Origin of the sequence: Microbacterium xanthum, assembly GCF_034531355.1 — a bacterium.
GTDB classification, from domain to species: domain Bacteria; phylum Actinomycetota; class Actinomycetes; order Actinomycetales; family Microbacteriaceae; genus Microbacterium; species Microbacterium xanthum.
The window spans coordinates 55,539-76,836 of sequence record NZ_JAWHUE010000004.1 but is presented as its reverse complement, the minus strand read 5'-3'; the positions used below and the strand labels follow the sequence as shown (position 1 = coordinate 76,836).

Annotated in this window: 15 protein-coding genes; 7 read left to right on the top strand and 8 right to left on the bottom strand. The window is 68.5% G+C overall.

Features of this window, described 5'->3' with window-relative positions:
- Positions 1-5: 5 nt before the first annotated feature.
- Positions 6-1,130 carry an alkaline phosphatase family protein gene (locus RZO50_RS12670; protein ID WP_322600098.1) on the bottom strand — a complete coding sequence of 375 codons (1,125 nt, stop codon included), beginning with the start codon at positions 1,128-1,130 and terminating at the stop codon, positions 6-8.
- Positions 1,131-1,195: 65 nt separating this feature from the next.
- On the opposite strand from RZO50_RS12670, the gene RZO50_RS12665 reads away from it, so the two are divergent.
- Positions 1,196-3,640: a DNA gyrase/topoisomerase IV subunit A gene (locus RZO50_RS12665; protein WP_322600097.1), complete on the top strand. Its 2,445-nt coding sequence runs from the start codon at positions 1,196-1,198 to the stop codon at positions 3,638-3,640.
- 68 nt (positions 3,641-3,708) lie between these two features.
- Here the strand turns inward: RZO50_RS12665 and RZO50_RS12660 are convergent, their stop codons facing one another.
- A complete protein-coding gene (locus RZO50_RS12660) occupies positions 3,709-5,778 on the bottom strand; it encodes a DNA gyrase/topoisomerase IV subunit B (protein ID WP_322600096.1) in 2,070 nt (689 codons plus the stop codon).
- A gap of 165 nt (positions 5,779-5,943) precedes the next feature.
- On the opposite strand from RZO50_RS12660, the gene RZO50_RS12655 reads away from it, so the two are divergent.
- A complete protein-coding gene (locus RZO50_RS12655; protein ID WP_322600095.1) occupies positions 5,944-6,168 on the top strand; it encodes a DUF7455 domain-containing protein in 225 nt (74 codons plus the stop codon).
- Positions 6,169-6,207: 39 nt separating this feature from the next.
- Here RZO50_RS12655 and RZO50_RS12650 read toward each other — a convergent pair whose 3' ends face one another.
- From RZO50_RS12650 to RZO50_RS12640, 3 genes are all read right to left on the bottom strand, one after another.
- Positions 6,208-6,906: a coenzyme F420-0:L-glutamate ligase gene (locus RZO50_RS12650; RefSeq protein ID WP_322600094.1), complete on the bottom strand. Its 699-nt coding sequence runs from the start codon at positions 6,904-6,906 to the stop codon at positions 6,208-6,210.
- Positions 6,903-8,192, bottom strand: a complete 1,290-nt coding sequence (locus RZO50_RS12645) for an RNA polymerase sigma factor (RefSeq protein WP_322600093.1) — start codon at positions 8,190-8,192, stop codon at positions 6,903-6,905. Before RZO50_RS12645 ends, RZO50_RS12650 begins: the two co-directional genes overlap by 4 nt.
- A 205-nt stretch (positions 8,193-8,397) precedes the next feature.
- A complete protein-coding gene (locus tag RZO50_RS12640; RefSeq protein WP_322600092.1) occupies positions 8,398-9,321 on the bottom strand; it encodes a proteasome assembly chaperone family protein in 924 nt (307 codons plus the stop codon).
- A gap of 83 nt (positions 9,322-9,404) precedes the next feature.
- Here RZO50_RS12640 and RZO50_RS12635 point away from each other — a divergent pair, with 83 nt between their 5' ends.
- From RZO50_RS12635 to sucB, 3 genes are all read left to right on the top strand, one after another.
- Positions 9,405-10,865 carry a leucyl aminopeptidase gene (locus RZO50_RS12635; protein ID WP_322600091.1) on the top strand — a complete coding sequence of 487 codons (1,461 nt, stop codon included), beginning with the start codon at positions 9,405-9,407 and terminating at the stop codon, positions 10,863-10,865.
- Entirely contained in the window at positions 10,865-12,235 is a 1,371-nt protein-coding gene (gene lpdA / locus RZO50_RS12630; protein ID WP_322600090.1) for a dihydrolipoyl dehydrogenase, read from the top strand. Before RZO50_RS12635 ends, lpdA begins: the two co-directional genes overlap by 1 nt.
- A gap of 95 nt (positions 12,236-12,330) precedes the next feature.
- Complete coding sequence (sucB, locus tag RZO50_RS12625) at positions 12,331-14,067, top strand: 2-oxoglutarate dehydrogenase, E2 component, dihydrolipoamide succinyltransferase (RefSeq protein ID WP_322600089.1); 1,737 nt, start codon at positions 12,331-12,333, stop codon at positions 14,065-14,067.
- Positions 14,068-14,078: 11 nt separating this feature from the next.
- On the opposite strand, the gene RZO50_RS12620 is transcribed toward sucB, so the two are convergent.
- On the bottom strand, positions 14,079-15,362 hold the full coding sequence (locus RZO50_RS12620) for a hypothetical protein (RefSeq protein WP_322600088.1): 1,284 nt from the start codon (positions 15,360-15,362) through the stop codon (positions 14,079-14,081).
- 134 nt (positions 15,363-15,496) lie between these two features.
- Between RZO50_RS12620 and RZO50_RS12615 the strand changes: the two genes are divergently transcribed.
- Positions 15,497-16,204 carry a DUF4191 domain-containing protein gene (locus RZO50_RS12615; protein WP_322600087.1) on the top strand — a complete coding sequence of 236 codons (708 nt, stop codon included), beginning with the start codon at positions 15,497-15,499 and terminating at the stop codon, positions 16,202-16,204.
- A 17-nt stretch (positions 16,205-16,221) separates the two neighbouring features.
- Here RZO50_RS12615 and RZO50_RS12610 read toward each other — a convergent pair whose 3' ends face one another.
- Positions 16,222-16,641, bottom strand: a complete 420-nt coding sequence (locus tag RZO50_RS12610) for an RDD family protein (protein ID WP_322600086.1) — start codon at positions 16,639-16,641, stop codon at positions 16,222-16,224.
- A 135-nt stretch (positions 16,642-16,776) separates the two neighbouring features.
- Here RZO50_RS12610 and glnA point away from each other — a divergent pair, with 135 nt between their 5' ends.
- On the top strand, positions 16,777-18,201 hold the full coding sequence (gene glnA / locus RZO50_RS12605; protein ID WP_322600085.1) for a type I glutamate--ammonia ligase: 1,425 nt from the start codon (positions 16,777-16,779) through the stop codon (positions 18,199-18,201).
- 100 nt (positions 18,202-18,301) lie between these two features.
- Here the strand turns inward: glnA and RZO50_RS12600 are convergent, their stop codons facing one another.
- The gene (locus tag RZO50_RS12600) at positions 18,302-21,292 is read right to left on the bottom strand and encodes a bifunctional [glutamine synthetase] adenylyltransferase/[glutamine synthetase]-adenylyl-L-tyrosine phosphorylase (RefSeq protein ID WP_322600084.1); all 2,991 of its coding nucleotides are present in this window, start codon (positions 21,290-21,292) and stop codon (positions 18,302-18,304) included.
- Positions 21,293-21,298 lie beyond the last annotated feature (6 nt).

Sequence of the window (21,298 nt, the reverse complement as noted above, 5' to 3'; positions counted from 1 at the left end):
CAGGTTCAGCGTGCGAACGCCCCGAGCCGGATGAGCGGAACGGTTCGCTCCTCCGCGGTGAGGGAACCATGCTGGCCCACCATCTTCTGCGGCGACGTGTCGGCCACCCGGTCGTCGTAGTAGGCGACACCTTGACGCGCCGCGACGAGGACGTCTCCGATGCGCGGGCGGATCTCGGGGTCGACCGGCCCGAAGAGGCCCGCAGAGACGGCTTCGTCGCGCGTCATCACCCAGGATCGAGCGGACTCGGCGATCCGCCATGCCTCGGCCAACGACGTCGCCGCGCCTTCCTGCGCGTACAGGTGGAGCATGCGCGGCTCGCCGCCGACATCGCGCAACCCGTCGGTCAACGGGCCGCTTCCGAAGAGGATGTGTCGGTGTCGTGGCACGTCGACCATGCCGTGGTCGGCGGTGACCACCACTCCGGTATCGGGCCCGGCGCGCCTCGCCAGGCGAGCCGCGCACCCGTCGACACGCTCCAGCATCGCCGACCACTCATCCGACTCCCACCCGTGGCGGTGCCCGATCGCATCGAGATCCGGGGCGTACAGGTAGACGATCGACCCGGGGTTCGTCACCGCGAGATCCGCTGCGACCTCCACGCGCTCCTCGAGGTCATCGACACCGACGATCTCTGCGCCGCGCACCGTCGACCGTGTGAAGCCGGACCCGGTGTACTCCGACTTGGTCACCACGAAGCACGGCCGTCCGTGGGCGGCCTCGCGCTCGAAGAGGGGCTCGGCGCGTTGCCAGTCGACGGGGAGTTCGTCGTGCTCCCAGCCGCGAAGCTGATTGACCACCCGCCCGGAAGAGGGTTGTAGTGCCCGGTACCCGACCATCCCGGTGCGTCCCGGCCGTTCGCCGGTCAGCAGGGCCGCCAGGGCCGCGGCCGTCGTGGAGGGGAAGACGGTCTGCGCGACGTCTCGACGCGCCATTGCCACGGACAGGAAGCGGGCATGCCCGGAACGCGCCGTGAGATTCCCCGCGCCGAGTCCGTCGAGAAGGAAGACGATCGCGCTGCGGGCCGCCGGGAACCACGCCGAGTTCCCCGTCAGTGCGGCGAGGCACTCCGGCAGCACACCGGTGAGGCTCCGGGCTCTCGGGGACTCCGCGGGTAGGCTGAGGGACATCCCGGCCAGTCTCCCACACGGGCGCACGGCCATCCGTTTCGTCCCTCCACGAGGCCCCCTCTGCTATGCCCCGAACCGATTCCGAACCGCAGTCCGAACGCATCGAAGACGTCGACGTATCGACGGAGATGCAGGGATCCTTCCTCGAGTACGCGTACTCGGTGATCTATTCCCGCGCCCTGCCCGACGCACGCGATGGACTGAAGCCGGTGCAGCGCCGCATCCTGTTCCAGATGGCCGATCTGGGGCTTCGACCCGACCGCGGCCACGTCAAGAGCGCGCGCGTGGTCGGCGAGGTGATGGGCAAGCTCCACCCGCACGGGGACGCCGCGATCTACGACGCCCTGGTGCGTCTCGCGCAGCCGTTCTCCCTCCGCGTGCCGCTCGTGGACGGGCACGGCAACTTCGGCTCGCTCGACGACGGACCGGCCGCCGCACGGTACACCGAGGCACGACTGGCGCCCGCGGCGTTGGCGCTCACCGAGAACCTCGACGAGGATGTCGTGGACTTCGTCCCGAACTACGACGGACAGTTCCAGCAGCCTGAGGTCCTGCCGGCCGCATTCCCGAATCTGCTCGTCAACGGAGCCTCCGGCATCGCGGTCGGGATGGCCACGAACATGGCCCCCCACAACCTCGTCGAGGTCGTCGCCGCCGCCACCCACCTGCTGGAGAACCCCGACGCGGGTGTCGACGAGCTGATGGAGTTCGTCCCTGGCCCCGACCTCCCCTCCGGCGGGATCATCGTCGGTCTGGACGGCATCAAGGACGCCTACACCAACGGGCGGGGCTCCTTCCGTACCCGCGCGAAGACGTCCATCGAACCGGTCGGCCCCCGCCGGACGGGCATCGTGGTGACCGAGCTGCCCTACCTGGTCGGGCCGGAACGGGTGATCGAGAAGATCAAGGACGCCGTCACGGCGAAGAAGCTGCAGGGCATCGCCGATGTGAACGATCTGACCGACCGCCGGCACGGGCTGCGCCTTGTCATCGGCATCAAGACCGGGTTCGACCCGAAGGCGGTTCTCGATCAGCTGTACCGACTGACCCCTCTCGAGGACAACTTCAGCTTCAACAATGTGGCGCTCGTGGAGGGGCAGCCGCAGACGCTCGGTCTTCGCGAGTTGCTCCGGGTCTACCTCGATCACCGCATCTCGGTCGTCACGCGACGCAGCCGGTATCGACTCGAGCGGAAGAAGGAGCGACTGCACCTGGTCGAAGGGCTCCTGATCGCGATCCTCGACATCGACGAGGTCATCCAGGTCATCCGGAGTTCCGACGACGGCGAGCAGGCGCGCGCGCGGCTGATAGAGGTCTTCGACCTGTCGCAACCTCAAGCCGAGTACATCCTCGAACTGCGTCTGCGCCGTCTGACCAGATTCAGCCGCATCGAACTCGAAGCCGAGAGAGATCAGCTGAAGGCCGACATCGCCGCGCTGGAGGAACTCCTGGCAAGCGACGCCCTGCTGCGCGCACAGGTCGCGCGCGAGCTTCAGGCCGCTGCGGACACGTACGGCACGCCGAGGCGCACGCTCCTGCTCAACGGCGGGCCGGTCCAGCCGCGCTCTCGGAAGGCCGCCCCGGCCGACCTGCAGATCGCGGACACGCCATGTCGCGTTTTCCTGTCCACCACGGGACGCATGCTTCGTGCCGAACTCGATCCCGAGGTGGAGGGAGGAGGCCTCGTCCCGCCGTCGCGCCGGACGAAGCATGACGCGGTCCGCTCGAGCGTCGAGGCCACGACCCGCGGTGACCTTGGCGCGGTGACCTCCGCCGGACGTCTGGTGCGGTTCTCGCCCGTCGACCTCCCCTCGGTGCCCGGCAACTCCGTCACCCTCGCCGCCGGCGCTCGCGTGGACCAGTACCTCGCTCTGGCCAAGGGCGAGAAGGTCGTCGCGCTCGTGCCCCTCCACGAGACGCCTCCGATCGCTCTGGGCACCGCGGACGGCATCGTCAAACGAGTCTCAGCGACGGAGATCGCGGCCAAGCCGGAGGTCGAGATCATCGCCCTGAAGGATGGTGACCGCGTTATCGGGGCTGCTCCGGCCGACGACGGCAGCGACCTGGTCTTCGTCACCACCGACGCCCAGCTGCTGCGCTTCGGCGCCGGTGCCGTCCGCCCGCAAGGCCGCAGTGCCGGTGGGATGGCCGGCATCCGCGTCGGTGAGGGACAGAAGGCGATCTTCTTCGGCGTGGTGTCGCCGACCGAGAACACGGTCGTGGTCACCGTCGCCGGCAGCGCCGACGCGCTCATGGGCGCAGACGCGGGTTCGGCGAAGGTCTCCGCCTATGCGGAGTTCCCGGTCAAGGGTCGTGCGACCGGCGGAGTCCGATCGCAGCGTTTCGTGCGCGGTGAGGACGGCCTGTCCATCGCGTGGGTGGGAGATGATCCGCGTGCCGTCGGCACCGAGGGCTCCATCCGGGTCCTTCCGCCCGGCGGGGCCAAGCGGGACGCCTCCGGAACCGCACTCGACGCGGTCATCGGCTCGGTCGGAGCCGCCGTTCGCTGAGCACGACGTATCGCGCGAAGCGGGAGTCGGACCCGGTTCGACGGCCGCGTCGGGCGCATCCGCCCCCGTCACGCGTCGATGCGCTCGCGCCCCAATCGGTCGCTGGAGTCCACGATGAACTCGCGGCGCGGCGCGACTTCGTTCCCCATGAGCAGCTCGAACACCGTCGCGGCGGACTCGGCATCGGTGAGCTGCACTCGCCGGAGCATCCGTCCCGAGCGGTCCATGGTGGTCGACGCCAGTTGCTCGGCATCCATCTCGCCGAGACCCTTGTAACGCTGGATCGGCTCCTGCCATTTCTTGCCCGACTTGCGCAGCTTGGCCAGCAGCGTGTGCAGTTCCTTCTCGGAATAGGTGTAGATCGTCTCGTTGGGTTTCGAGCCCGGATGCTGCACGACGACTCGGTGAAGCGGCGGGACGGCCGCGAACACACGTCCATCCTCGATCAGGGGGCGCATGTAGCGGAAGAACAGCGTGAGCAGAAGGGTGCGGATGTGGGCGCCGTCGACGTCGGCGTCGCTCATGAGGATGATCTTGCCGTATCGGGCGGTGGAGAGGTCGAACGAGCGACCGGAGCCGGCCCCGATGACCTGGATGATGGAGGCGCACTCGGCATTGGAGAGCATGTCGCTGATCGACGCCTTCTGGACGTTCAGGATCTTCCCGCGGATCGGCAGAAGCGCCTGGTACTCGCTGTTCCGGGCCAGCTTGGCGGTACCGAGCGCCGAGTCGCCCTCGACGATGAACAGCTCGGAGTCGTTGACGTCGTTGCTGCGGCAATCCACGAGCTTGGCCGGCAGCGAGGACGATTCCAGCGCATTCTTGCGTCGCTGCGTCTCTTTGTGGGTTCTGGCCGAGATGCGAGCCTTCATCTCGGAGACGATCTTCTCCATCAGTTGGGAGGTCTGCGACTTGTCATCGCGTTTCGTCGAGCCGAAACGCTCCTGCAGGCCCTTCCCCACGACGCTCGACACGATCTGTCGGACCGCGGGGGTCCCGAGGACCTCCTTGGTCTGCCCCTCGAACTGCGGCTCGGGAAGTCGAACGGTCAACACGACGGTGAGACCGGCGAGGATGTCATCTTTCTCGAGTTTGTCGTTGCCGACTTTCAACCGACGGGCGTTCGCCTCGATCTGAGCGCGGACGACCTTGAGAAGGCCCTGCTCGAAGCCCTGTTGATGGGTCCCACCCTTCGGGGTGGCGATGATGTTGACGAAGCTGCGCGTCACGGTCTCGTAACCCGTGCCCCAGCGCACCGCGACGTCCACTTCGCACGTCCGCTCCACCTCGGTGGGCACCATCGCTCCCGTGGGCTGGAGCACCGGGACCGTTTCGGTGAAGGTCCCCTCCCCCTGCAGTCGCCACGTATCGGTCACCGGTGCATCGGGGGCGAGGAACTCGGCGAACTCCGAGATGCCGCCGTCGTACCGATAGCTCGTCTCCCGCGGCTCGTCGCCGCGCCGGTCACTGATGACGATCTCGAGGCCGGGCACCAGGAACGCCGTCTGACGCGCACGCTGCTCCAACTCCTCCACCGCGAAGCTCGCGTCCTTCGTGAAGATCTGCGTGTCGGCCCAGTATCGGATGCGCGTCCCCGTCGCGCCCCGAGCGGCTTTGCCCACCTGGCGGAGGCGACTGCTCTGCTCATAGGGGGTGAAGGCGCTGTCCGGGGAATCGCCGGCGAACTCGCCGGGCTCACCGCGATGGAACGACATCGCCCAGGTCTTGCCGCCGCGGTCGACCTCGACGTCCAGTCGCTCGGAGAGCGCATTGACCACCGAGGCCCCGACACCGTGAAGACCGCCCGACGAGGCGTAGGAGCCACCGCCGAACTTGCCACCGGCGTGCAGCTTGGTGAAGACCACCTCCACCCCCGACAGGCCGGTGCGAGGCTCGACATCCACCGGAATGCCGCGCGCCCGGTCGCGGACCTCGACACTGCCGTCACGGTGGAGGACCACATCGATGCGGTCGCCGTGGCCGCCGAGCGCTTCGTCGACGGAGTTGTCGATGATCTCCCACAGGCAGTGCATGAGCCCGCGGGAGTCGGTCGACCCGACGTACATCCCGGGTCGTTTCCGGACGGCCTCGAGGCCTTCGAGTACCTGCAGGTGATGGGCGGAATACTCGGCGGTCACAACCGTCAACGATATCGCGGCCTCGTCGGCGCCGCGGGTGGACACACGAGTATCGCGGCAGATCGTACGCGGTCAGCGAACTGTGACGCCTTCGCGGCATTCTCGAAACAAACCCGTGGTTGTCTTGTAGGACGCGATCGACCGAACGCTCGAGGAGGGACCGACATGAGCTCGATTTCGACACCCACAGACCCGGCCGCCGTCCTCGACTACCGCCTGACGGCGATGGACCGGTGCGACTCGTGTGGCGCGCAGGCCTACATCGCCGCGGAGGTCAACGGGAGCGAACTGCTCTTCTGCGCCCACCACGGTCGCAAGTACGAGGAGAAACTGCGCGAAGTCGCCACGTCGTGGCACGACGAGACCGCGCGCCTCGCTGACGACGACTGAGCGTCGCCGCCGCGTCCCCGGCGCCGCCGGGAACCTGCCTCACACCGGGCGGACGATCCCGAGCGGCGTCGACTGGTGTCCCTGGCCGAGCGGGTTGTCACCGAGGATCGCCACCAGGCGACGCTCGCCGTCGCGGGAGAGCGTGGAACCGAGGATGTTGCCGCCGATGTCGTTGATATCGACCACCGCCACGTCCGCCGCCACGTTCAACGACGACCGGATGTGGGCCGCAACCTCACGTGGACGCTCGGGCCCCAGCACCACCGCCTCGTTGTAGGGCGGGATCGTACCGGAGGTGGGACCGTCGATCGCACGCGCCTTGTCGCCTGCGATGCGGTAGAAATCGCCGCGACGCCCGAACAGCTTCGTGACCGCCGACACGCCCGCCGCGAAGAGAATGCGGATCGTGCCGCACTCCCGCAGTGCCATCTCCATCGTCTCCGGCATGCCCAGACCGATACCGTAGGGCGTTCGGACGACGAATCGCGACAAGAACCGGGCCAGCGGTCGCGGCTCGATCTCGCTCAGCAGGAAGGATCGTCCCTGTGTGATGGCGACGATCTTCTCGGTGACGAAGAGGATGTCGCCGTCACGCACCTCGCCGGCGGCGTACTCCTGGATGATCGCATCGAGATCGTCTCCCGGCATGACCACCCGCGTGCGGATCGGCACACGTGCGAAGGAATTCCCATCGACCGTGGTCGTGAGGGCCTTCCCGTCGTTGGGCGTGTCGCTCACTCGAGGTAATCCCGGAGCGACTGCGAGCGGGAGGGGTGGCGGAGCTTGGCCATCGTCTTCGACTCGATCTGACGGATGCGCTCGCGCGTGACTCCGAACGTGTCGCCGATCTGGTCGAGGGTCTTCGGCTGCCCGTCGCCGAGGCCGAACCGCATGCGGATCACCCCGGCCTCACGCTCCGAAAGGGAGTCCAGGAGCGATTCCAGCTGGCGCTGCAGCATCGTGAAGCCCACCGCGTCGGCCGGGACCACCGCTTCGGTGTCCTCGATGAGGTCACCGAACTCGCTGTCCCCGTCCTCGCCGAGCGGAGTGTGCAGTGAGATCGGCTCTCGACCGTACTTCTGCACCTCGATGACCTTCTCGGGGGTCATGTCGAGTTCCTTGGACAGTTCCTCCGGCGTCGGCTCGCGACCGAGGTCCTGGAGCATCTGACGCTGCACGCGGGCGAGCTTGTTGATGACCTCGACCATGTGCACGGGGATGCGGATCGTGCGCGCCTGGTCGGCCATGGCGCGCGTGATCGCCTGCCGGATCCACCAGGTGGCGTAGGTCGAGAACTTGAAGCCCTTGGTGTAGTCGAACTTCTCGACGGCACGGATCAGACCGAGATTGCCTTCCTGAATGAGATCCAGGAACTGCATACCGCGTCCGGTGTATCGCTTGGCGAGCGACACGACCAGACGCAGGTTCGCCCCGAGGAGATGGCTCTTGGCGCGCTGTCCGTCGCGGGCGACCCACTGCAGGTCCAGTCCCAGCTGCGACGACTTCTCCGCCGCCGACATGTTGGAGAGCTTCTCTTCGGCGAACAGACCCGCCTCGATCCGCATCGCCAACTCGACTTCTTCGGCCGCGTTGAGCAGCGGGACTTTACCGATCTGCTTCAGGTAGTCCTTGACGGGATCGGCGGTCGCGCCCGTGATCTGCGTGGAGTAGATCGGAACGTCTTCGTCGTCATTCGACGAGATGACGATGGCACCCGTGGGGAGAGGTTCGGCGGTGGCCTTCTTGGCGTCGCCGCTCGCACCCTTCTTCCCGTCTGGCTTCGCTTCCTCGTCGACGTCATCGACATCGTCGAGGTCATCGGCGTCGACGCCGTCTTCGTCGATGTCGCTCTCTTCGGCAGCCTTCGAGGTCTTCGCCTTGGAGGCTTTCGCGGTGCGCGTCCCGGACTTCTTGGCCGTCGACTTCTTCGCCGGCTTCTTCGCAGGCGCTTCCTCGACGGTCTCCTCGGCCTCGGTGTCCGTCGCTCGCGTCGCGCGGGTGCTGGTCTTCGTGCCTGTGGTCACGTTTCGCCTTTCACCGATGGACGCGTGTCGACGCCCCCCGGTCGATTTCGGACACTAGTAAGACCCTTGTCAAGTCCGTTCGCGCTCAACGCGGATCGGCCTCGACAATGGGTCGCTCGCTCCATTGTCTCACAACTCCTGGCGGCACTTGACCCGCCAGGGTGGACACCTGTATGGGAACGCCGCGCCGCGTGCCGCTATTCCCTCATGCCCCGAAGTGGTCGTCGTCGGTCGGCGGGCGGTTGGCGAGGAATCGCTCGAGCTCCGCAGCCAACTCGTCGGCACTCGGCAGATCACCGGTGTGGATGATGGGTGTCGCCTGCGTCGACCCCGCCATATAGGCGTCGTAACGCTCCTCGAGGTTCTCCACCATCCGGGAGAGTTCTTCACTGCCGGCGACCTGCTCGTCGACCTTCTGGAGGTACTCGCGGTTCTCGTCCCGGAGTGCGTCACCGTCGAAGACGAGACCCGTGGCCACCGTGACCGCATCCAGTGCGGCCATCGAGGAGGCCGGGTACTCGGTGTCACCGAGATAGTGCGGAACGAGGAGCACGAATCCGGCCACGGCAGCACCCTGCTCGGCGAAGCGGTATTCGAGAAGGTGCCCCACGGTGGCGGGCACCTGCGTCGTGGGCTTCCAGACCGAGTGCGCCTCGGCGAGATCGCTCCGCGTTCCGCTGACGGTCGTGCCGATGGGTCGCGTGTGAGGGACGGGCATCGGGATGGCGTGCACCCACGTGACGGTGGAGACGCCGTGCTCGACGGCGAAGGCGAGCACGCTGGACGCGAACGCCTCCCACGCGAAGTCCGGCTCATAGCCGGCCAGCAGCAGGAAGGGCGACCCCAGCGTGTCGTGGGCCAAGGACAGTTCCAGACGCGGCGGGCGGTACTCGGTCAGATGATCCTGATCGAAGGCGATGACCGGGCGACGGGCCCGATAGTCCAGCAGGACGTCGTTCGCGAAGACCGCCACCGGTGTCGGATCCAGCTCGTCGCGGAAATACTCGATGGTCCGCGACAGCGCGCCCCCGGCGTCGGTGAAACCGGTCAATGCGATCACCAGCGGAAGGCCCTTCGGGATCGGAGGCGCGGAGACCGAGCGCTCGAACAGTGACGAGGACAGGGGCATCCGTCCATCGTACGAGGCACCGAGCTCGCCGTGGCGCATGCCCTCCCGCTCACAGCGAACACGAGCATCCCTAGGATGGGGGCATGCCGTTCCCCGACCTCGAGTTCCGAACCAGTCCGATCCGAGAGTCCGACGCCGAGGCGATCCTTCTGGCGCTCCCCCCGCTCGACGATGCCGCGGACCTCTCCGAGTGGCCCGGCCTGCGCGAGGCGCTGGAGTCGGTCGGCTTCACCGGCAAGCGGTCTTCGTACCTGCGCGTGGCAGCCCCCGAGGCGACGTCCGTGCCGCTGGCGGTGGTCGGCACGGGCGCGGATCCCGACGCCGACGCGGTGCGCACCGCGGTGGGTGCCGCGATCCGCACGCTCACCGGATTCTCCACCGTGGCCGTCGCGGCGCCCGGGAGCAGACACGTGCGCGCCGTCGCGGAGGGAGCGACGCTCGGCGGGTACCGGTTCGACTCCTACAAGTCGACGCCTCCCGCCTCGCGCGCCGCCACCGTCTACGTGCACGGCGATCCGGTCGATGACGACGTCGCTCGCATGGTGCGCGCCGAAGCCGCAGCGATGGCCCTCGTGAAGGACCTGTCCACGGTTCCCGCCGACCGACTGGGGCCGACCGAGTTCGCCGAGCACGCCCGCGAAGATCTCGCCGGCCTTCCCGTGCACGTCGAGGTGTTCGACGAGCACGACCTCGCAGCCGGCGGATACGGCGGCATCCTCGGCGTCGGCCGCGGCTCCGCGCGGCCCCCGCGTCTGGTGCGCGTCGACTACGCCCCCGAGGACGCAACGCGTCACGTGGCACTCGTCGGCAAGGGCATCACCTTCGACACCGGCGGACTGTCCCTCAAACCCCCCGCATCGATGGTCGGCATGAAATACGACATGTGCGGCGCCGCGACGGCGCTCGCGGTGGTGCGCGCCCTCGCGACCATCGAGGCCCCGGTTCGTGCGACGGCCTGGCTCTGTCTGGCAGAGAACATGCCCTCCGGGTCGGCGACGCGTCCGGGCGACGTTCTCCGCATGCTCGACGGCACGACCGTCGAGGTCCTCAACACCGACGCCGAGGGGCGTCTCGTGCTCGCCGACGGACTCGCCGCGGCCAGCCGAGAGCACCCGGATCTCATCGTCGATGTCGCCACCCTCACGGGGGCGATCTCCGTCGCCCTCGGCAACCGCCACACCGGGGTGATGGGTGACGAGGACGCGGTTGCGCGGTACCTCGACGTCTCGGTCCGCACCGGCGAGGATGCCTGGGCCCTCCCGCTTCCCGAGCACATGGAGGAGGAGCTGGACTCCCCCATCGCCGATCTGCAGAACGCCAAGATCGGCGACCCCTCCGGCGGATCTCTGTTCGCCGGTCTGTTCCTGCGTCGCTTCGTCGGGCCCACCTCCGATGCCGCCGACGCCCCGCGCATCCCCTGGGTGCACCTGGACATCGCCGGCAGCGGCTGGCACAAGGGCGGGGGCTTCGGCTTCACCGACAAGGGACCCACCGGCGCAACGGTCCGCTCGCTGATCCGCTTCCTCGGTGGAGTTGCGCACTGATGAGCGTGCAGGATTACGATCTCGTCGTCCTCGGCGGCGGCTCCGGCGGCTACGCTGCGGCGCTGCGCGCGGCGGAACTGGGGTCATCGGTGGCCATCGTCGAGAAGGACAAGCTCGGCGGCACCTGCCTGCACCGCGGGTGCGTGCCCACCAAAGCGCTCCTGCACGCCGGCGAGATCGCCGACCACACCCGCGAGGCGGCCGCCCTCGGCATCCGCGCCACCTGGGAGGGCGTGGACGTCGCCGCGCTCACCTCCTATCGGGAAGGCATCGTCGCGAAGAAGCACCAGGGCCTGCAGGGCTTGATCGCCGCGCGGGGCATCACGGTCATCCCCGGTGCGGGCACCCTCGAGCCGGGACCGGCCGTGCGGGTGGGTGGCGACCTCTACCGCGGCAAGGATGTCGTGGTGGCGACCGGCTCGGCCACCCGGACCCTGCCGGGCATCCAGCTCGGCGGTCGCATCGTCGGCAGCGAGCAGGCGCTCGAGCTGCCGGCGGTCCCCGATCGGGTCACGGTGCTCGGCGGCGGCGTCATCGGCGTCGAATTCGCGAGCCTGTGGCGATCACTCGGCGCCGAGGTGACGGTGATCGAGGCACTCCCCCGGCTGCTGCCCGCCGACGACCCCGTCATCAGCTCGCACATGGAGCGCGCGTTCCGCAAGCGCGGCATCCGCACCGCGCTCGGGTCCCCCGTCGCCGCGGTGTCGGCCGAAGCGGACCGGGTCCTCGTGCGCCTTCAGGACGGCACCGAGATCGATTCCGACCTGCTCCTGGTCGCGGTCGGCCGCGCCCCGGTGACGGCCGGGCTGGGGCTCGAGCAAGCAGGTGTCGTCCTGGACCGCGGGTTCGTCGTCGTCGACGACGACCTCCGCACCGGCGCCGAGCACGTCTGGGCCGTCGGCGACATCGTGGCCGGGCCCCAACTCGCGCACCGCGGGTTCCAGCAGGGCATCCAGGTCGCCGAGCGCATCGCCGGGCGTCGCCCCGTGCACATTCCGGATCACCACATCCCCCGCGTGACGTATTCCTCTCCGGAGGCGGCCTCGGTCGGGCTGACCGAGGCCGCCGCCCGCGAGCTTCACGGCGACTCGGTCGAGACGTTCGAGTACAACCTCGCTGGCAACGCCAAGAGCGCGATCCTCGGCACCCCCGGCGTCGTGAAGGTCGTCCGGCGCACCGCGGGACCGGTCCTCGGCGTCCACATGGTCGGCGACCGCGTCGGGGAACTGGTCGCCGAGGCCCAGCTCGTCGTCGGGTGGGAGGCCCACCCCGAAGACGTCGCACCGTTCCTGCATGCGCATCCCACCCAGAGCGAAGCGCTCGGAGAGGCGTTCCTCGCTCTCGCCGGCTCTCCGCTGCACACCCTCTGACCCACCTGGCACCGACACCCCGCCGGCAACCCACGCCGGTCCGCCCGGGTCATCACTAAGCTAGAACCAATCGGCATTCCGAAGGAGACAAGCACATGAGCACATCCGTCGTCCTCCCCGCGCTCGGCGAGAGCGTCACCGAGGGGACGGTGACCCGCTGGCTCAAGCAGGTCGGCGACACGATCCAGGAGGACGAGGGTCTTCTCGAGATCTCCACGGACAAGGTCGACACCGAGATTCCCTCACCGGTCAGCGGCGTCATCGAAGAGATCCTGGTCCAGGAGGACGAGACCGTCGAGGTGGGCGCGGTCCTGGCCAAGATCGGTGACGGCAGTGGCGCGCCCTCCGGCGACGACGCAGACGACTCCGCCCAGGCCGACGCGCCGGCGGAGCCCGCCGCCGAGGAGTCCGCCCCCGAGCAATCGGCACCGCAGGAGACCAGCTCCGATCCCACACCGGCGAAGACCACCAGCTCCGACGGCGACGGCAAGGACGTGGTTCTGCCCGAACTCGGCGAGAGCGTCACCGAGGGCACGGTCACCCGTTGGCTCAAGAGCGTCGGCGACGACGTCGAGGTCGACGAGCCGCTGCTGGAGATCTCCACCGACAAGGTCGACACGGAGATCCCCTCTCCGTTCGCCGGTACCCTGCAGCGGATCCTCGTGCAGGAGGACGAGACCGTCGAAGTCGGCGCGGCACTGGCCACCATCGGTTCGGGCGCGCCCGCGCAGGCCGCACCCGCCGAGGAGTCGCCGGCCACGGACGATGCGCCGGCCACGGACGATGCGCCGGCCGCGCAGGAAGAGGCCCCCGCCGAGCAGGCGGCCGCTCCCGCTCAGGAACAGCCCGCCGAAGATCAGACCTCCCCCGCGGCTCCCGCAGCGCCGCCCGCGGACCAGGGGCCGCAGGCGACGCCCGCAAGCTCGGGGCCGGACGATGTCTACGTCACCCCGCTGGTGCGCCGCCTCGCCCAGCAGCAGGGTGTCGATCTCGCAACGGTGACCGGAACGGGTGTCGGCGGACGCATCCGCAAGGAGGACGTCCTGAAGGCGGCGGAAGCCCCCGCATCCGCGCCGGCGCCCGTCGCCGAAGCGCCGGTCGAGGTGGAAGTGTCGCCGCTGCGAGGGACGACCCAGCCGATGTCGCGTCTGCGCAAGGTCCTCGCCGAGCGAGCCGTCGCATCCATGCAGTCGACGGCGCAGCTGACGACGGTCGTCGAGGTCGACGTCACCAAGCTCTCGCAGTACCGCGACAGCGTGAAGAAGGACTTCCAGGCCAAGACGGGCGACAAGCTGTCGTTCCTGCCCTTCTTCGCACTCGCGGCCGCAGAGGCGTTGCAGACCTTCCCGATCATCAACGCCACCGTCGACGGTGACAAGATCGTCTACCCGGCCACCGAGAACCTCTCGATCGCCGTCGACACCGAGCGCGGGCTCCTCACTCCGGTCCTGCGCGACGCGGCGTCGAAGAACCTGGCGGAGATCGCGCACGAGATCGCCGATCTGGCCGCACGCACGCGGGACAACAAGCTCAAGCCCGATGAGCTGGCAGGTGGAACGTTCACGCTGACCAACACCGGTTCGCGTGGCGCGTTGTTCGACACCCCCGTGGTGTTCCTGCCCCAATCCGCCATTCTGGGCACCGGCACGGTCGTCAAGCGCCCGGGCATCGTGAACGTCGACGGTGTCGAGGCCATCTCGGTCCGCTCGTATGTGTATCTGGCGCTGTCGTACGACCACCGCACGATCGACGGCGCGGATGCGGCGCGGTTCCTCGGCGCCGTGAAGAAGCGTCTCGAGGACGCCTCGTTCGCGGGAAACCTCGGGGCCTGACCCGCTCGGACTCATGGCTGTTGCGTGACGTCGTGGACGTCACGCAACAGCCATGAGTCGTCTTTGCGGGCGATCACGACCAGTTGGTCACCCATCTTCCCCTCGAGGTCGACGACCCGGAGGACCGCAACACCCCCGAAGTCGTCGACGAGGACCTGCTCGCGCGTGTCGGCCGGAAGGTCGATGGCCCCCGCCGGGAAGTCGGTCTCGGACCACACGAGATCGGCGCGGCATCTCGCGTCGCCGCCGCAGCCGCGGAGTGCGTCGAGGAGTTCCCCCGCGACGTCCTCGGGGTCACCAGCGGTCACACCTCGGTTCGGCTCCTCGCGCAGGTCTGCGTCCGCATCGCCGGCGGGGGCGGAGACCACCTCCGCCACGCCCACCGGCTCATCCGCCACCGGCCAGAGCAACCCGAGCGCGAGCACACCGCTTGCCGCGGCACCGGCCATGAGCACGGTCGACCGCCTCGAGGGGCTTCGGAAGAGGCGGGAGCGCAGCCGATCGACAGCTTCGGCGACGGCGTGGGTGACGCCGATATCGGCGAAACGGCCAAGGTGAGTCACCGCCCCGCCCGGTGCCGGCCCGTCCGGCTCTGCGGGAGGCTCGGATCGGACCGCCCCGGCTCCCACGGCGGGGCGCGGACCGAAGCCGACCATCGCGAGGGCGTCCGGCTCCGCGACGTCGAACAGCTCATCCTCGAACCTGCGCGCCGTGCGGGCATCGAGCAATCCGTCGGCCATCGCCTGAGCCGCCTGCGCGCATACGGCGCCGAGGCGCCCTTCCTGCATCACCGGATCGCGGAGGATCGCCGCCCCGACACGTCCGAGCTCATCCCCGTGGAGCGAGTGGAGCGCGAGGACGGGACGCCCGTCATCGGTCAACCACCATGACACCACGACCCCGGGATCCACACCCGCGTCGAGGACCTCGCGCGTCCCGCGGAGGACGCTGACAGCGATGGTGACCTTCTCCCCCGCGGCCATCGCTCGGCCGCGCCGGCCGAGCAGCACCGTCAGTCGTTCCACACAGAGGGGGAAGACGACGTCGTGGCCGTCCGGTGCTCTCCGGACGTCCCGCGGCGTGAGGACGTGATCCCCGGCAGGCAGGCGCCAGCCCGGCCACGCACCGCCCAAGACGGGGGCGGCCACCACCAGCGCGGGTCCGCCGTCGTCGAGGCGAGCCAGGACGCCGGGCCACGGCGCGTCATCGCCGTCCATCCGGCGGATCACACTGCCTCCGGCACGCAGAGTCGGTGAGAAGAGGGACGAGGGAAGGGTGGTGGAGGGATCCGTCACGCACCCCACCGTGCGCCGATAGCCGCGCCGTGACGCGGCACCGCAGCAGCGTGTGGACGGCCGACATCGGAGGGCGGGGTGGGGAGGAGCAGTGGTGGCCGATGGTCGAGCGTGCCGAAAGGTAGTCTGGTGTCATGGCCCGCAGCACGACCCCGGAGAAGCGTCCCGGCTTCTTCTCCCAGCTCCGCACCCTGTTCACGTTCACGCGCAAGGCGTTCCCCTGGCTGCCGTACCTCCTCGTCGGCATCCTCGTCGTCGGTGTCGCCGCCGGTGTGGGAATCGGATTCCTCATCCCGCCGGTGGCGTGGTGGAGCGTTCTGCTGTGGGGCATCACGGGACTGATGGCCGGCATCCTCGCGGCCATGATGACCATGACGCGTCTGTCCACCAAGGCGATGTACCGCCAGATCGACGGCACGCCCGGAGCGACCGGTCACGTCATGTCCACGTCGCTGGGTCGTCGTTGGCAGGCCAGTGAGATGCCGGTCGGCATCAACCCGAAGACGCAGGAGGCGGTCTACCGCGCGATCGGGCGCGGCGGTGTGGTCATCGTCGGCGAGGGCGCACGTGGTCGCCTCACGCGACTCGTCAACGACGAGCGGTCGAAGATCAAGCGTGTCGCCTCCGGCGTGCCGATCACGGTTCTCTACGTCGGCCACGGCGCTGACGAGGTGCCGATCGCGAAGCTCGCGACCACGATCAAGAAGCTCCCGAAGGCGATCGATCGCGCGACCATGGCCGCGGTGATCAAGCGTGTCGACTCGGTGTCTCAGTCGCTCGCGTCGCTGCCGATCCCGAAGGGCATGGATCCGAACCGCGTGCGCGCACCGCGCCCTCGCTGATCGTCCGCCGCGAGAGCTCAGCCCCGCACGAGGACGGTGCCCGCGGCCTTGTCGTGAAGACCTCGCTGATCGGCATCCCAGATCACGGCCGGGATGACCAGCACCAGCAGAAGTGCGCGCACGACCGGCCGCCACAGGCCTACCCAGGCGCCGTCGAGGCGGGTCAGCCGGAGACCGACGATGCGATGACCCGGGCTGCCCTGCAGCATCGGTGGGAACACGACCTGGATCGCGACGAACAGCGCCGCGATGACCACCGGGTCGCCGGAGAAGACCGCCGGCAGACCATCCGGGTCCGTCACGAACAGACCCGCGAGGACGTACGCCGCGCCGTAGTCGATGAACAGCGCGCCGACACGCCGCCCGATCCGGCCGATCGAGCCGCGTCCGGATTCAGGCAGGTCCAGGCGTTCTCCGGGGTATCGCGGCTCTGTCACCGCACAAGCCTACCCAGACCCCTGTAACCTGGCGGAAACAATGGTGTCACGGCGGGGCAATGCCCTGTCGGTACCGTGCAAGCCATGCCCGCTCGCGGGTTGGCAGTTCCCGAACGCCCTACCTCTGGAGACTCCATGTTCAGTGATTCATCCGAGGTGCTGAAGTTCATCAAGGACGAGGACGTCAAGTTCCTCGACATCCGCTTCACGGATCTCCCTGGTGTGCAGCAGCACTTCAACATCCCCGCCTCGACCGTCGACGAGGAGTTCTTCACCGTCGGACAGCTCTTCGACGGCTCGTCGATCCGCGGTTTCGCGAACATCCACGAGTCGGACATGCAGCTCATCCCGGACGTGTCGACGGCCTACCTCGACCCGTTCCGCGACGAGAAGACCCTGATCATGGTCTTCGACATCTACAACCCGCGCAACGGCGAGATCTACGGCAAGGACCCCCGTCAGGTCGCCAAGAAGGCCGAGAAGTACCTCGCCTCGACCGGCATCGCCGACACCGCCTACTTCGCCCCGGAGGCGGAGTTCTACATCTTCGACGACGTCCGCTACGAGGTGAAGCAGAACACCAGCTTCTACTCCGTCGACTCGGTCGAGGGCGCCTGGAACACCGCGCGGAGCGAAGAGGGCGGCAACCTCGCCAACAAGACCCCCTACAAGGGCGGCTACTTCCCCGTCTCGCCGGTGGACAAGACCGCCGACCTGCGTGACGACATCAGCCTCCGCCTGATCGCCAGCGGCCTCGAGCTCGAGCGCGCGCACCACGAGGTCGGCACCGCCGGTCAGCAGGAGATCAACTACAAGTTCGACACGATGGTCCACGCTGCGGACGACATCTTGAAGTTCAAGTACATCGTCAAGAACACCGCCGACCAGTGGGGCAAGACGGCCACGTTCATGCCGAAGCCGCTCTTCGGTGACAACGGTTCGGGCATGCACACCCACCAGTCCTTGTGGAACGGCGGCCAGCCCCTGTTCTACGACGAGAAGGGCTACGGCGGCCTGTCCGACATCGCCCGCTGGTACATCGGCGGCATCCTGGCGCACGCACCCGCCGTCCTCGCCTTCACGAACCCGACGCTGAACAGCTACCACCGTCTGGTGAAGGGCTTCGAGGCTCCGGTGAACCTGGTCTACTCGGCCGGTAACCGCTCCGCCGCGATCCGCATCCCGATCACGGGATCGAACCCGAAGGCCAAGCGCATCGAGTTCCGCGCGCCCGACGCCTCCGGCAACCCGTACCTCGCGTTCGCGGCTCAGCTGATGGCCGGCATCGACGGCATCAAGAACCGCATCGAGCCGCACGAGCCGGTCGACAAGGACCTGTACGAGCTGCCGCCCGAGGAAGCCAAGAACATCCCGCAGGTACCCAACTCGCTGCTGGATTCGCTCGAGGCGCTGCGCAACGACCACGAGTTCCTTCTCGCCGGCGGCGTGTTCACCCCCGAGCTGATCGAGACGTGGATCGAGTACAAGATCGAGAACGAGATCCAGCCGATCGCCCAGCGTCCGCACCCGTTCGAGTTCGAGCTCTACTTCGGCGTCTGACGCCCGCGCGTGCAGAAGGCCCCCGGTTCCCCCGGGGGCCTTCTTTCGTCGTCGCGGGCCCGAGACAGAGCCTCGACGGGTGCTGTGTCTCCTCAGCGACTCACCCGTAGAAGAGCTTGTCGAAGGTTCGTCGCGCGCGCCGGGCCGTTCTGACCCATTCCTCCTCCACGGCGCTGGCGCTGTGCGGAGGCATCTCCAGCAGCCGGCCGATCCCGTCCAGCTTGCCCCGGTCGGTCGGCAGGATATCGCTGGTCTGCCCCGACAGGAGGGTGTTCGCCGAACGCAACCGGCTCGCCAATCGCCACGCGGCCGTCAGCCGGTCCGTCGCCGCCGCCGTCACGAGTCCGGCGTCGCGCGCCGCCTCGAGCGCGTCCAGCGTCGAGGTGGTCCGCATGCCGTCGACCGCGTGCGCGTGCTGGAGCTGCAGCAACTGGACCAGCCACTCCACGTCGCTCAATCCGCCCGGGCCGAGCTTGAGGTGACGAGCGGGATCCGCGCCCTGCGGGAGTCGTTCGTTCTCGACGCGTGCCTTGATGCGTTTGATCTCCCGCAGCCCCTGTCGATCGGCATCCGTCGGATACCGCACCTCGTCGGCGAGTGCGATGAATGCGCGGATGAGTTTGACGCTGCCCGCGATGCCGCGCGCGCGCAGCAGAGCCTGCGCCTCCCAGGACAGCGACCAGCGGCGGTAGTACTCGGCGTAGGAATCGAGCGAGCGCACGAGAGGGCCGTTGCGGCCTTCGGGGCGCAGTTCCGCGTCGAGGTCGAGCGGCAGGCGGTGGTCTTCGGAATGGCGTCGCAGGCCTTGAACGAGAGCCTGCGCGAGCTGATTCGCCCGCTGCGGATCGACACCGTTGGGGCGGTAGACGTACATCACATCCGCATCGGATCCGAATCCGAGCTCTCGTCCACCGAAACGCCCCATCGCGATGATGGAGAAATCCAGCGCGTCGTCCTCCGGCGGTACGACCTCCCGTCGCACGGCGCGAAGGGTGGCCTGGATCGTCACCTCGTTGATCGTGGTGAGCGTATCGGCGATCTCCTCGATGGTCAGGACCCCGAGGATGCCCCCCATGGCCGTGCGCAGCATCTCGCGTCGGCGGAGACCGCGTACCGAGTGCATGGCGTCCTCGACGTTGTCGTGGCGCGTCTGGATCGCCCGCGCCTCCTCCTGGAGGGCGACGCCGGTCCGAGGCCGCAGGCGCTGGGTGTCGTCCAACCACGCCGCGGCCTCCGGGATCCACTCCATCAGCTCACCGACGTAGCGGGACCCCGACAACACCCGGGTGAGGTCCTCGGCCGCGCCCGAGGAGTCCCGCAGCATCCGAAGGAACCAAGGCGAGTCCCCCAGCCGCTCACTCAGGCGGCGGAAGGCGATCAGACCGTAATCGGGATCGACACCGTCCGCGAACCATCGCAGCATCACGGGCATCAGGTGCCGTTGGATCTGGGACTTGCGGCTGAGGCCGGAGGTGAGGGCCCCGATATGGCGGAGCGCGCCGGACGGATCCCGGAAGCCGATCGCCGCGAGACGGTCTTTCGCCTGCTCGGGCGACAGCGAACGCTCGGCCTCCGGCAACGCCGCCACAGCCGAGAGCAACGGCCGGTAGAACAGGCGCACGTGAATGTCGCGGACCTCGCGCTTGACCGACTCCCACATCGCCAGGACGGCCTCGCCGGTGTCGCCGAGGTCCGTCGCGCGGGCCAGCGCCCGCAACGCCTCGGGTTCCTCGGGCATCAGATGGGTTCGTCGCAGATGTCGCAGCTGCACCCGGTGCTCGAGGAGGCGCAGCATGCGGTAATCGCGTGAGAACGCCGCCGCCTCGGCGCGGCCGATGTACCCCTCCGCCACCAGCGCGTCCAGCGCGGCCAACGTGCTGCGCTGCCGGATCCCATGGTCGGACAACCCGTGGACCAGCTGGAGCAGTTGGACGGTGAACTCGACATCGCGGATGCCGCCCGGGCCGAGCTTGATCTGCCGCGCGACGTCATCGGGTGGAATGTTGTCGGTGACCCGCTCACGCATGCGTTGCACGCTGTCGACGAAGTTCTCCCGCGCGGCGCTGGTCCAGATCTTCGGACCGACGGCATTGACATAAGCCTCACCGAGCTCGAGATCGCCGGCGATGGCCCGCGCCTTCAGCAGCGCCTGGAACTCCCAGCTCTTGGCCCACCGGTCGTAGTAGGACAGATGGGAATCGAGGGTGCGCACGAGCGCCCCCTGCTTACCTTCCGGGCGGAGGTTCGCATCCACCTCCCACAGCGGTGGCTCGATCTCCATCTCCGAAACGCCGCGCATCATCTGCACGGCCAATCGCGTGGCGATGTCGACGACGCGACTCTCCCCCACTTCCTCGCGCAGCCAGTCCTCGCCGTCTCCGACGAAGATGACATCGACATCGCTGATGTAGTTCAGCTCCCGCGCACCGGTCTTCCCCATGCCGATGACGGCGAGCTTCGTGGCGGCGACGTGTTCACGCGGGAATGCCGCTCCCGTGGACGACACGCGCGTGCGTGCCACACAGAGGGAAGCCTCCAGTGCCGCCGCGGCCGCGTCGGCGAGTCGACCCGCCACGAACGGCACCTGATCGACCGGTGAGGCACTGAGCAGATCGAAGGCCGCGATCCGGGCCAACATGCGGCGATATCGAACGCGCAGCGCCACCCAGGCGTTCTCACTGCCGTCTGCAGCGAAGCCGTCCACGGCACCGACCGCCTCGAGCAGCTCCCGATTCAGCTCCAGGTCCGTCGGCAGACGCGTCCCGGCGTCGGGGAGATGCCGCAACTCCTCCGGGTGACGCAGGAAGAACTCCGCGAAGCCCGACGACGCACCCAGCAGCGCCCACAGCGCGCGCCAGCCGGTCCCGTGCGGCACCAGGGAGCGTACGGCGTCGGCATCGCGACGGGCGATGAACAGGATGCCCGAGACGGCTGCGTCGGGATCGGCCGCGTCGGCGGCCGCGTCCCGCAGCTCCTCCCAGGCCACCCCGAGGAGGTCGCCGAGCTCGGTCAGATCGGCATCGGCGGCCGTCAGACGGCTGAATCCCACACGGGCGAGACCGGTGAGGGTGGACGAGCGATCACTGGCCATGGAGCC

What these genes read in the sequence shown, in the direction of transcription:
- lpdA (WP_322600090.1), top strand. Translation starts at nt 10,865, where the DNA reads ATGAGCGTGCAGGATTACGATCTCGTCGTCCTCGGCGGCGGCTCCGGC.
- RZO50_RS12635 (WP_322600091.1), top strand. Translation starts at nt 9,405, where the DNA reads ATGCCGTTCCCCGACCTCGAGTTCCGAACCAGTCCGATCCGAGAGTCC.
- RZO50_RS12615 (WP_322600087.1), top strand. Translation starts at nt 15,497, where the DNA reads ATGGCCCGCAGCACGACCCCGGAGAAGCGTCCCGGCTTCTTCTCCCAG.
- RZO50_RS12665 (WP_322600097.1), top strand. Translation starts at nt 1,196, where the DNA reads ATGCCCCGAACCGATTCCGAACCGCAGTCCGAACGCATCGAAGACGTC.
- sucB (WP_322600089.1), top strand. Translation starts at nt 12,331, where the DNA reads ATGAGCACATCCGTCGTCCTCCCCGCGCTCGGCGAGAGCGTCACCGAG.
- glnA (WP_322600085.1), top strand. Translation starts at nt 16,777, where the DNA reads ATGTTCAGTGATTCATCCGAGGTGCTGAAGTTCATCAAGGACGAGGAC.
- RZO50_RS12655 (WP_322600095.1), top strand. Translation starts at nt 5,944, where the DNA reads ATGAGCTCGATTTCGACACCCACAGACCCGGCCGCCGTCCTCGACTAC.
- RZO50_RS12600 (WP_322600084.1), bottom strand. Translation starts at nt 21,292, where the DNA reads ATGGCCAGTGATCGCTCGTCCACCCTCACCGGTCTCGCCCGTGTGGGA.
- RZO50_RS12640 (WP_322600092.1), bottom strand. Translation starts at nt 9,321, where the DNA reads ATGCCCCTGTCCTCGTCACTGTTCGAGCGCTCGGTCTCCGCGCCTCCG.
- RZO50_RS12670 (WP_322600098.1), bottom strand. Translation starts at nt 1,130, where the DNA reads ATGTCCCTCAGCCTACCCGCGGAGTCCCCGAGAGCCCGGAGCCTCACC.